At 70.4% G+C, this 10,968-nt stretch carries 11 protein-coding genes; 5 read left to right on the top strand and 6 right to left on the bottom strand.

From position 1 onward, the window contains the following. The 3 genes from AOK03_RS12090 to AOK03_RS12080 form a co-directional block, all read left to right on the top strand. Positions 1 to 1,284, top strand: a 1,284-nt coding sequence (locus AOK03_RS12090; protein WP_055565215.1) for a S1C family serine protease, incomplete at its 5' end; no start/stop codon positions are given. Positions 1,285 to 1,434: 150 nt separating this feature from the next. Then, complete coding sequence (locus AOK03_RS12085; RefSeq protein ID WP_055565209.1) at positions 1,435 to 1,896, top strand: sec-independent translocase; 462 nt, start codon at positions 1,435 to 1,437, stop codon at positions 1,894 to 1,896. A 120-nt stretch (positions 1,897 to 2,016) separates the two neighbouring features. Next, positions 2,017 to 2,688, top strand: a complete 672-nt coding sequence (locus AOK03_RS12080) for a hypothetical protein (protein WP_055565208.1) — start codon at positions 2,017 to 2,019, stop codon at positions 2,686 to 2,688. Between the two features lie 100 nt (positions 2,689 to 2,788). Here the strand turns inward: AOK03_RS12080 and AOK03_RS12075 are convergent, their stop codons facing one another. The 3 genes from AOK03_RS12075 to AOK03_RS12065 are packed head-to-tail and all read right to left on the bottom strand — an operon-like array spanning position 2,789 to position 5,791. Further along, a complete protein-coding gene (locus AOK03_RS12075) occupies positions 2,789 to 3,922 on the bottom strand; it encodes an Mrp/NBP35 family ATP-binding protein (RefSeq protein ID WP_055565207.1) in 1,134 nt (377 codons plus the stop codon). 44 nt (positions 3,923 to 3,966) lie between these two features. Further along, on the bottom strand, positions 3,967 to 4,524 hold the full coding sequence (locus AOK03_RS12070; RefSeq protein ID WP_055565206.1) for a DUF1003 domain-containing protein: 558 nt from the start codon (positions 4,522 to 4,524) through the stop codon (positions 3,967 to 3,969). Next, complete coding sequence (locus AOK03_RS12065) at positions 4,514 to 5,791, bottom strand: magnesium transporter MgtE N-terminal domain-containing protein (RefSeq protein ID WP_055565205.1); 1,278 nt, start codon at positions 5,789 to 5,791, stop codon at positions 4,514 to 4,516. The genes AOK03_RS12070 and AOK03_RS12065 overlap by 11 nt, the downstream gene beginning before the upstream one ends. Positions 5,792 to 5,984: 193 nt before the next feature. Between AOK03_RS12065 and AOK03_RS12060 the strand changes: the two genes are divergently transcribed. Further along, positions 5,985 to 6,758, top strand: a complete 774-nt coding sequence (locus AOK03_RS12060; RefSeq protein WP_055565204.1) for a hypothetical protein — start codon at positions 5,985 to 5,987, stop codon at positions 6,756 to 6,758. An 89-nt stretch (positions 6,759 to 6,847) separates the two neighbouring features. Here AOK03_RS12060 and AOK03_RS12055 read toward each other — a convergent pair whose 3' ends face one another. After that, positions 6,848 to 7,360: a hypothetical protein gene (locus AOK03_RS12055; RefSeq protein WP_055565203.1), complete on the bottom strand. Its 513-nt coding sequence runs from the start codon at positions 7,358 to 7,360 to the stop codon at positions 6,848 to 6,850. 53 nt (positions 7,361 to 7,413) lie between these two features. Next, complete coding sequence (locus AOK03_RS12050) at positions 7,414 to 8,550, bottom strand: magnesium and cobalt transport protein CorA (protein WP_055565202.1); 1,137 nt, start codon at positions 8,548 to 8,550, stop codon at positions 7,414 to 7,416. A 499-nt stretch (positions 8,551 to 9,049) separates the two neighbouring features. On the opposite strand from AOK03_RS12050, the gene AOK03_RS12045 reads away from it, so the two are divergent. Then, complete coding sequence (locus AOK03_RS12045) at positions 9,050 to 9,634, top strand: suppressor of fused domain protein (protein ID WP_055565201.1); 585 nt, start codon at positions 9,050 to 9,052, stop codon at positions 9,632 to 9,634. A 27-nt stretch (positions 9,635 to 9,661) separates the two neighbouring features. Here the strand turns inward: AOK03_RS12045 and AOK03_RS12040 are convergent, their stop codons facing one another. Beyond that, positions 9,662 to 10,915, bottom strand: a complete 1,254-nt coding sequence (locus AOK03_RS12040; protein ID WP_055565200.1) for an MFS transporter — start codon at positions 10,913 to 10,915, stop codon at positions 9,662 to 9,664. Positions 10,916 to 10,968 lie beyond the last annotated feature (53 nt).

Below are 10,968 nucleotides of genomic sequence, written 5' to 3'. Positions count from 1 at the left end.
GCCCCGCACCCGCCGCAACAGCCTCAGCCCCAGGTGCCCCAAGCGCCCCAAGGCATGGCTCCGCCCCCCGTGCAGCCCGGGGGGCCTCCGGTCGCGTCCAGGCAGCCGTACGACCCCTGGAACGCTCCCCTTCAGCAAGTCGGCTCGTTGCCGCCCGAGACTCGGGAGAAGCGGGACAAGCGGGGGCGGCGCGTGCTGTTCATCGGGGTCGCCGTCATCGCGCTCCTTTCGGGGCTCATCGGCGGCGCGACCGGCGCGTACCTGGAGCGCAACGGCACCGGTGACGTCGAGCTCCGGCAGGCGGACGCCGAGTCCGCCGACCGTCCCAAGGGCAGCGTCGCGGGCATCGCGTCGGCCACCCTGCCCGGCGTCGTGACGCTGCACGTCAGCGGCGACTCCGCGCAGGGCACCGGCACCGGCTTCGTCCTCGACGGCAAGGGCCACATCCTCACCAACAACCACGTCGTCGAGCCCGCGGGCACCGGCGGCGAGGTCTCCGTGACCTTCAGCGGCGGCGAGACAGCCAAGGCCGAGGTCGTCGGACGCGACTCCGGCTACGACCTCGCGGTCGTCAGGGTGACCGGCGTCCGCGGCCTGAAGCCCCTGCCGCTCGGCAACTCCGAGAACGTCCAGGTCGGCGACTCCGTCGTGGCCATCGGCGCCCCCTTCGACCTGGAGAACACGGTCACCTCCGGGATCATCAGCGCCAAGGAGCGGCCCATCACCGCGGGCGGCGAGAAGGGCGACGGCAGCGACATCTCGTACGTGGACGCCCTCCAGACCGACGCCCCCATCAACCCGGGCAACTCCGGCGGCCCCCTGGTCGACTCCAAGGCACGCGTCATCGGCATCAACAGCGCCATACGCTCCGCGGACGAGGGCTCGGACCCGGGCGGCGGCCAGGCGGGCTCCATCGGCCTCGGCTTCGCCATCCCCATCAACCAGGGCAAGCGCGTCGCCGAAGAGCTGATCAATTTCGGCAAGGCCACGCACCCCGTGATAGGCGTCACGCTCGACACGGAGTTCAACGGCGACGGAGCCCGGATAGCGGACAAGGGCAGGAGCGGCGGCCCGTCGGTCAACAGGAACGGCCCGGGCGACAAGGCCGGCCTGAAGCCGGGCGACGTCATCACCGAGGTCGACGGCCGCGCCGTGCACTCCAGCGACGAGCTGATCGTCAAGGTCCGCGCGCACCGTCCCAAGGACCGCCTGCGCCTGACGGTCGAGCGCGACGGCGACGACCGCGAGGTGACTCTGGTGCTCGGCTCGGCCGGCGGTGACTGAGTAAAGGACTGGCCAGGTCTGCTCCGCGTTGTCGTGCAGCGGCTACCGGACAGACATCAGCGCCGGGTACCGTGGTCACGGTCCAGACCTCGGACGACGACCTGTTGCCGACGACCTGCTGCGGGCTGAGGACATCGCAAGGAGTTCCAGGTGTTCAATGACATTGGCGCACTCGAGATAGTGACGCTGGTCGTCCTCGCCGTGCTCATCTTCGGTCCGGACAAGCTCCCCAAGGTCATTCAGGACATCTCCCGCACGATCCGCAAGATCCGCGAGTTCTCCGACAGTGCGAAAGCGGACATCCGCGATGAGCTCGGCCCCGAGTTCAAGGACTTCGAGTTCGACGACCTGAACCCGAAGAAGTTCATCCGCAAGCAGCTCGACAACGACGAGCTCGGGCTCAAGGAAATCCGCAACGGCTTCGACCTGAAGAAGGAGATGAACGAGGTCGCGGACGCCGTGCACGGCCGCGACAGCGACTCCTCCGACGCCGCCAAGGAGGCCTCCGCGGCCTCGTCCGGCGGAGCCCGCGTCGACATGCAGAAGAAGCCCGCGGAGCCCCAGAAGCTCGACTCCGGCGACCGTCCGCCGTTCGACGCGGACGCCACCTGAGACCTCGCCTGGACTGCCCCCGCCAACAGGTGTGGCTATCCTGCCTTGTTGTCCGGCGTGAGGACGCCCGAGGGGGGCGGGCCGCTCCGGACAGACGAGAGCGAGGAGGCGGCCGGGTACATGGAGACGACAAGTCGGGTGGGCGCGCAGGCGCCGACCGCGGACGGCACCGCACAAGCGGTGCCGACCGCCCGACGTACGGTCGACGGCTACCTGCTGGCGCCCTTCCCCTGGTACGGCCTCGACGAGGCCTTCACGGGGCAGCGCTGGCTGATGCAGGTCGGCGCGACGGCGGACGGTGCCGTGGAGCACGGTTCGATAGGACACGGCGACGAGCCGTCGGTCCGTGCCGAGGGCAGCCTCGGCAACAGTGACAAGGAGCGCTTCGCGGTCGTGGTGACCGTCGCGGCCAACCCGGTGCGGCGCACCGCGGACGGCACGGGCGTCCTGGAGGCCACCTCGGTCTCCTCGGCGGCCTGGCTCGCCGGGGTCGGCCTGCTGTCCTTCACCTGGCCCGGCCAGATGGACCACACCCTGCGCGACGACTGGCTGGACCAGCAGACGGAGACCGCCTGGGTGCTCGCCGACGACCTGGAGGGCTCCGACTGGTCGACGCTGTCCCTGCCGGTGGACGGGGTGCCGACGCCCTTCCACTACCGCGAGTCCGAGTACGGCTGGGTCCTCGCGGGCTCCACGAAGGAGGGCGTCCACCTGGGTGCCTACGGCCGCGGCATGAGCGCGTACGGCCTGGGCTTCTCGGTGATCAAGGACATCGGGTCGTACGCCTCGTAGGGCTCCGTGCATACGCCGACGGGGGCGCCGCTCACGCAGAGCGGCGCCCCCGTCGCCGTAAGAGCCGGGGTTATGACACAGGCTCTAACCGGATGAGGACTCAGAACTTGTTGCGCGGCGTGATGCCCAGCGACATGCCCGACAGGCCGCGCTGACGGCCGCCCAGCTTGCCCGCGATGGCGTGCAGTGCCGCGCCCGCCGGGGACTCCGGGTCGGTCAGGACGACGGGCTTGCCCTCGTCGCCGCCCTCCCGCAGCCGGACGTCGATCGGGATGGAGCCGAGGACCGGCACCGTCGCGCCCGTCGTCTTCGTGAGGCCCTCGGCGACCTTCTGCCCGCCGCCCGTACCGAACACGTCGACCATCTCGCCGCAGTGCGGGCAGGGCAGGCCCGACATGTTCTCGACGACGCCGACGATCTTCTGGTGGGTCTGGACGGCGATGGAGCCGGCACGCTCGGCGACCTCGGCGGCCGCCTGCTGCGGCGTCGTCACGACCAGGATCTCGGCGTTCGGGACGAGCTGCGCGACCGAGATCGCGATGTCGCCCGTGCCCGGCGGCAGGTCGAGGAGCAGCACGTCCAGGTCGCCCCAGAAGACGTCCGCGAGGAACTGCTGGAGCGCGCGGTGCAGCATCGGGCCGCGCCACACGACCGGCGCGTTGCCCGGCGTGAACATGCCGATGGAGATGACCTTCACGCCGTTCGCCGACGGCGGCATGATCATGTTCTCGACCTGGGTGGGCCTGCCGTCGGCGCCCAGCATGCGGGGCACCGAGTGGCCGTAGATGTCGGCGTCCACGACGCCGACCTTCAGGCCGTCGGCGGCCATCGCGGCCGCGAGGTTCACCGTCACCGAGGACTTGCCGACGCCGCCCTTGCCGGACGCGACCGCGTAGACCCGGGTCAGCGAGCCGGGCTTGGCGAAGGGGACCTCGCGCTCGGCGGTGCCGCCGCGCAGCGCGGCCGCCAGCTCCTTGCGCTGCTCGTCGCCCATCACGTCCAGGGTCACGTCGACGTGCGTGACGCCCTCGACCGCGGCGACCGCGTCGGTCACGTTCTTCGTGATGGTCTCGCGCATCGGGCAGCCGGAGACCGTCAGGTACACGGTGACCGCGACTGCCCCCTCGGCGGAGATGTCCACCGATTTGACCATCCCCAGCTCGGTGATGGGTCGCTGGATCTCGGGGTCGTTCACCGTCGCCAGTGCTTCGCGCACCGCGTCTTCCGTAGCCATAAGACCGATAGTACGGCGCGGTAACCCCGCCCCGGAAAGGTATGTCAGCGGTCGCCTACATCACTTCCGCGCGAACGCTCCGACGGGAATACGGCGCGCTGCTCCTCCAACTCCTTGACCAGGTCCTGGAGCTCGGAGCGGATCCAGTCGCGGGTGGCCACCTCGCCGAGGCCCATGCGCAGCGAGGCGATCTCCCGGGTGAGGTACTCGGTGTCCGCGATGGACCGCTCGTTCTGCTTGCGGTCCTGTTCGAGGTTGACGCGGTCGCGGTCGTCCTGGCGGTTCTGCGCGAGGAGGATCAGCGGGGCGGCGTACGACGCCTGGAGCGACAGCATCAGCGTCAGGAAGATGAACGGGTACTGGTCGAACCGCAGGTGGTCGGGGGCGGCGATGTTCCACACCACCCACAGGATGATGACGACCGTCATCCAGACGATGAACCTGCCGGTGCCCAGGAACCGCGCGATGCGCTCCGAGAGGCGCCCGAAGGCCTCCGGGTCGTACTCGGGCAGGATCCTGTTGCGCGGCGGCCTCGGCTGGTCCAGACGGAATCGCGGGCTCCGCGGCTCGGAACGGTTCTCGCGCTCGCGGTCAGCCGCCATGGCCCGCCCCTTCCTCCTCCAAGTGGAACTCCGTCTCGCGCCAGTCGTCCGGCAGCATGTGGTCGAGCACGTCGTCGACGGTGATCGCCCCGAGCAGCGAGCCGCTCTCGTCGACGACGGGGGCCGCCACCATGTCGTACGTCGCGAAGTACCCGGCGACGGCCGGCAGTGTGGTGCCGGGCGCGAGCGGCAGCAGATCGTCGTCCAGGATCGAGCCGACCAGCGTGTACGGCGGATCGCGCAGCAGCCGCTGGAAGTGCACGGTGCCCAGGTACTTGCCCGTCGGCGTCTCGTCGGGCGGGCGGCACACGTACACCTGCGCGGCGAGCGCGGGGGAGAGGTCCTGCTGCCGCACCCGGGCGAGCGCGTCGGCGACCGTCGCGTCGGGCCGCAGCACGATCGGCTCGGTGGTCATCATGCCGCCGGCCGTCCGCTCCTCGTACGCCATCAGACGTCGGACGTCCGCCGCGTCGCCCGGCTGCATCAGGGTGAGTAGCCGTTCCTTGTCCTCCTCGGGCAGCTCGGCCAGGAGGTCGGCCGCGTCATCCGGGTCCATGGCCTCCAGGACGTCGGCCGCGCGCTCCTCCTTGAGCTTTCCGAGGATCTCGATCTGGTCGTCCTCGGGGAGCTCCTCCAGGACGTCGGCGAGCCGGTCGTCGTCGAGGGCGGCGGCCACCTCGGTCCGCCGTTTGGGGGAGAGGTGGTGCAGGACGTTGGCGAGGTCGGCGGGGCGCAGCTGCTCGAAGGTGGCCAGGAGGTTCTCGGCGCCCTGGCCGTGCTCCTCCAGGGAGAAGCCGTCCACGGCCGACCAGTCGACGGTGAGCGTCTCGCCCTTGCGCCGGAAGGTGCCGCCCTTGCCCTTGCGCACGAAGACCCGGTCGATCTCCCAGTCGCGGCGGGCGGGGAGCTGCTGAATCGATACGTCAAGGACGGTGACCTCGTCGCCGGTGTCGACGAGCCGCACCCGCCGGTCGAGCATCTCGCCGAGGACGAGCCGCTCGGTGGGCCGCTGCTCGAAGCGCCGCACGTTCAGGACGCCGGTGGTGATGACCTGGCCCGACTCGATGCCGGTGACGCGGGTCATCGGCAGGAAGAGGCGGCGCCGGGTCGCGAGCTCGACGACGAGGCCGAGGAGCCGGGGCGGCCGTCTGCCGACCCTGAGCATCGCGACCAGGTCGCGCACCCGGCCCACCTGGTCGCCGTTCGGGTCGAAGACGGGGGTGCCGGAGAGGTGTGAGACGAAGACCCTGGGGGCACCTGCCGCCATACGTGCGCCTCCTTCAGGCCGGGGGTTTCATGCCGGTTGGTCCGTCAATACGGGCTTCAGGCTAGCCCGTCCCGGTCGGACACGCCCCGGCGGAGGGTCCGGACGGACTGCCGCCGATCGGCTCGGCCGACACAGGTACGCTGCCGTACTGCCGAAGCCGTAGAGGTCGTCCGCACGAGAGGCAGCGCCACCTGTGACCGCTCTTCCCCTGGCCAGCCGCGCCCGCCGGGCAGCGTTCGTGAGTGCGCTGTGCGCGGGTCTGGTCGCGGCGGTGACGAGTCTGGCGGGCTGCAGCGGCAGTGAGGACCCGGACGCGGGCACGAACGGCGTCGGGAAGCTCTCCGCGTCGAAGATCCAGAGCAAGGCGGGCAAGGCGGCCGAGACGGCCTCTGCGGTCCGGCTCTCCGGCACGGTGGTCAGCAAGAGCCACACGTACACCCTCGACATGCGCCTCAAGGGCGAGGGCGGCACCGGCTCGGTCACCTCCAAGGGGCAGACCTTCCAGCTGCTGAAGGTCGGCGAGCAGCTGTATCTGAAGGCCGACACGCAGTTCTGGACGCACGACGGCAAAGAGGGCGACGGAAAGTCGGGGCAGTCCGACGCGACGGCCGCGGCCAAGCTGGACGGCAAGTACGTGAAGGTCCCGCAGGGCGACCCCGCCTACCAGCAGCTGAGCGGCTTCACGGACAAGGACGAACTCCTGGACGGCATGCTCGCCCTGCACGGCAAGCTCGCCGTGGGCGACCGCGGCAAGACGGGCTCGCTGCGCAGCATCAAGATCACCGGCGACGACGGCGCGGGCGGCACGCTCTCCGTCTCCCTGGACGGCAAGCCGTACCCCCTGCGCCTGGACCGCGGCGGCGACGCGGGCACCCTCAAACTCACCGACTGGAACAAGGACTTCGCCTTGCAGGAGCCGGGCAAGGACGAAATGGTCGACTACGGAAAGCAACTCCCGACGTCGTAAGAGGCAAGCCCCGAAGGGGCAGGCCTCCAGGGGCGCGGGGAACTGCGCGACCAGCCCCACACACCCGCAGGGCGGAGCCGCCGAAGGACTCAACGGCGCTTGCGCTTGAAAAGCAGCCGCGGAAGCCCGTCGGGCAAAGGCTCACGCGTGGTCGCCCCCGTGGGCAGCGGCGCCGCCGCGAGAGACCCCGAGGGCAACGGCGTCACCCCCTCACGCGGGGTGAGCCGGACGACCCGGCACTGCTCGGCCCACCGCACGGTGACCCGCTCCGCGTCCGGCGCGTTCAACCGCTTCCCCTTGAGCTCGGCGACCGCCGCCTCCCACTCCTCGGAGCCGGGCGCGAGCTCGGCGACCGCCGCCGTCCAGGCGACGACGCGGCCGCCCTTGTCCTTGCTGCGCACGGTCACCTCGGCGGTCCCCCCGTCGACGAGTCCGGGCAGCGGCTGCTCGCCGGGACCGTCGCCGACGAGGTGCACGGCGCCCTCGTGCCAGATGTGCCACAGCGCCCGGGCGGGCGAGCCCTCGCCCTGGACCCAGACGAGGCCGGACTTCTTGGTGGCCTCCTCGACGAGGGCGCGGTCGAGCAGCGGGTCAGCAGTCATGGCGGCAGCCTACCGAGTGACGCCCACGGCCCACCGGGGCCGGACCGCGGCCGTCACAGCCAGCCGTTGCGCTTCAGGGTCCGGTGGATCGCGAAGCAGACGCCGCCGATGAGGGCGAGCACCATCGGGTAGCCGTAGCGCCACTGGAGCTCGGGCATGTGCTTGAAGTTCATGCCGTAGATCCCGCAGACGGCCGTCGGGACGGCGATGATCGCCGCCCACGAGGTGATCTTGCGCATGTCCTCGTTCTGCGCGACGGCGGCCTGCGCGAGGTTGGCCTGCAGGATCGAGTTGAGCAGCTCGTCGAAGCCGATGACCTGTTCCTGGACGCGCGTGAGGTGGTCGGCGACGTCACGGAAGTACTTCTGGATATCGGGGTCGACGAGCCGCATCGGCCGCTCACTGAGCAGCAGCATCGGCCGCAGCAGCGGCGAGACGGCCCGCTTGAACTCCAGGACCTCGCGCTTGAGCTGGTAGATCCGCCCGGCGTCGACGCCGCGCGAGGTGCCCTTGCCCTTGCTCGGCGCGGAGAACACCTCGCTCTCCACGTCGTCGATGTCGTCCTGCATGGCGTCGGCGACCGCGAGGTAGCCGTCGACGACGTGGTCGGCGATGGTGTGCAGGACGGCGGAGGGGCCCTTGCCGAGCAGCTCGGGGTCCTCCTGGAGGCGGCGGCGCAGGGCGCGCAGCGAGCCGTGGCCGCCGTGCCGCACGGTGATGAAGAAGTCCCGGCCGGTGAAGCACATCACCTCGCCGGTCTCCACGATTTCGCTGGTGGCGGTGAGCTCGTCGTGCTCGACGTAGTGGATGGTCTTGAAGACGGTGAACAGCGTGTCGTCGTAACGCTCCAGCTTGGGCCGCTGGTGGGCGTGGACCGCGTCCTCCACGGCGAGCGGGTGCAGTCCGAACTCGGCGGCGATACCGGCGAACTCGGCCTCGGTCGGCTCGTGCAGGCCGATCCAGGCGAAGCCGCCCCGGCGGCGCACCTCGAGCATCGCCTCGTGCGGTGTGAGGGCGTCCGCGCACTCCAGGCGGCGCCCGTCGCGGTAGACGGCGCAGTCGACGACGGCGGACGCGGCGTCGCGGGTGGCGTCGTAGGTGTCGTACGAGGCGGGGGAGGAGGGGTAGGCGGTGCCGTCCTTGCGCAGCGAGGGGCGGACGGCGGCACGAAGGTCGCGGATCATGGACATGGGCAGGCTCCTTCGAAGGAGGCCGCCGGCGACGATTGGAACTGCCCGGAATGGGGACGTCCTACTGCGGGATGTTTGGCACGTCCACAAAGCGGGGAGCACCGCATCGTCGCGGTGGCAGCTTCGCTACTGACACAGATCAGGGAACTCAGACAGATCAGGTGGGAACGAAGTGCTCTTCCGACGCACACGGCACGAACGGTGCTCGCGGTGCGTGCGTGTGCTCGCGCAGCTACAGGGCTGCGTGAATCACCGGGCGGAAGAGCGGGTGGTACTGCACGGTCGACTTCGGTCCATTGCAGCCCCACCTCCTCCGGCCGGTCCCCCGTAAGGGAAGTCCCATGCGCCCTTCACGCCCGTGGCGCAAAGTCAGTGTCTGTCTGCAGGGCTTGAAAGCGACGCTTCTGCGTGCTGCCCTGAGCCAGCGGCCAACACTATCAGCCGACAGAAGTGTCAAGCCCCCGCTTTGCCGGTCCCTGACGAGTTCTATGCTCGCGTCATGGCTGATGTTCTTGCGCTGGTCGAGGCCCGTTTCCGCACTGGCCTGGGGGAACCCGACGCGCGCGCCGCGGTGACCTTCCTCGGGACCGACCGCATCGAAGTGTTGCGGTTCACGGACGGCGACGTGGTGCGCTACGCCACGCTCGGCATGTCGGCCCAGCCCATGGCCGACCCGACCGCGCCGCTGGCCGATCCGGTCAAGGGGCCGCGCGCAGAGCTGGTGTTGTCGGTGCGGGGAGGCCTCGCCGACACGGACAAGGCGCTCCGGCCGCTCGCCGTGCTCGCCGCCTCGCCACAGGTCGAGGGGCTGATCGTGGCGCCGGGCGCGTCGCTGGACGTGGGCGAACCGCTGTGGCCGGGGGCGCCGTTCACCTCGGTGCTCGTGGCGGAGTCCGGCGGTCTGATCGAGGACCTGGAGCTGGACGGCCCCATGGATCCCGTACGTTTCCTGCCCCTGCTCCCCATGACGCCGAACGAGGCGGCGTGGAAGCGCGTGCACGGCGCGGCGGCCCTTCAGGAGCGCTGGCTGAACAGCGGAACGGACCTGCGCGATCCGCTGCGCAAGTCCGTGTCCCTGGACTGAAGTCCCTGAAGTTCCTTCGCGGGGGCCTCAGTTGGCGAAGACCGTCACGCCGTCCTCCGTGGCGTGCTGCGGCTCCAGCTCCTCGGCTTCGTGAGTGAGGGCGTTCCTGCGCACCCACACCACGACCGCGCCGAGCACCGCCGTGACGGCCGCGACCACGAACGGGATGTGGATGTTGCTCCACTCCTCGATCTTCGGCGCGAGGAACGGCGCGGCGGCGGCCGCGAACCACCGGACGAAGTTGTAGCCGGCGCTGGCCACCGGGCGCGGTGCGTCGGACACCCCGAGGGCGAGCTCGGTGTACACGGTGTTGTTCACGCCGATGAAGGCGCCGGACAGGATGGTGCAGACGACGGCCACGGTGTGGTTGCCGTAGCCGAGCACCAGCACGTCGATGGCGAGCAGCACCAGGGAGCCGCCGAGCACCTGCAGCGAGCCGAGGCGTGCCTGCAGCCGCGGCGCGACGAGCACCGAGAAGACGGCGAGCAGCACACCCCAGGCGAAGAAGACCGCGCCGGATTTGTACGGGGTCATGTTCAGCACGAACGGCGTGAAGGCCAGCACGGTGAAGAACGTGTAGTTGTAGAAGAACGCGGAGGCCGCCGCGGAGGCGAGGCCGCCGTGGCCGAGCGCCTTGATCGGGGCGAGCAGCGAGGTCTTCTGCGCGGGCTTCGGCTGTTCCTTGAGGAACGCCGTGATGCAGAGGAAGCCGATGGCCATCAGCGCGGCGGTGCCGAAGAAGGGGTAGCGCCAGCTGGCGTCGCCGAGCAGGGCGCCGACCAGGGGCCCGCAGGCCATGCCGAGGCCGAGCGCCGACTCGTACAGCAGGATCGCGGCCGCGCTGCCGCCCGCCGCGGCGCCGACGATGACGGCGAGTGCGGTCGAGACGAAGAGCGCGTTGCCGAGGCCCCAGCCGGCCCGGAACCCGACGAGTTCACCGACCGAGCCCGACGTGCCGGACAGGGCCGCGAAGACCACGACCAGCGCGAGGCCGAGCAGCAGGGTCTTCTTGCCGCCGATGCGGCTGGAGACGAAGCCGGTGACCAGCATGGCGACGGCGGTGATCAGGAAGTACGAGGTGAAGAGGAGGGACACCTGGCTGGCGTCGGCGTCCAGGCCCTTGGCGATCGAGGGCAGGATCGGGTCGACGAGTCCGATGCCCATGAAGGCGACGACGGACGCGCCCGCCGTGGCCCACACGGCCTTCGGTTGCCGCAGCAGGCTGCCCGCCCCGGCGTCGAATGGGTCCCCTTCGGCGGGACCCCCTGTGCTGCTGTTCATACAGCCGCTCCTTCACTGCTTCCACTGCTTGCACGGAAGTCGTTGACGTATGC

The sequence above is a fragment of the Streptomyces atriruber genome, from assembly GCF_001418325.1.
GTDB classification, from domain to species: Bacteria; Actinomycetota; Actinomycetes; order Streptomycetales; family Streptomycetaceae; genus Streptomyces; species Streptomyces atriruber.
Note: the sequence above shows the minus strand (reverse complement) of the source record. Positions and strands in the feature narration are given on the sequence as shown.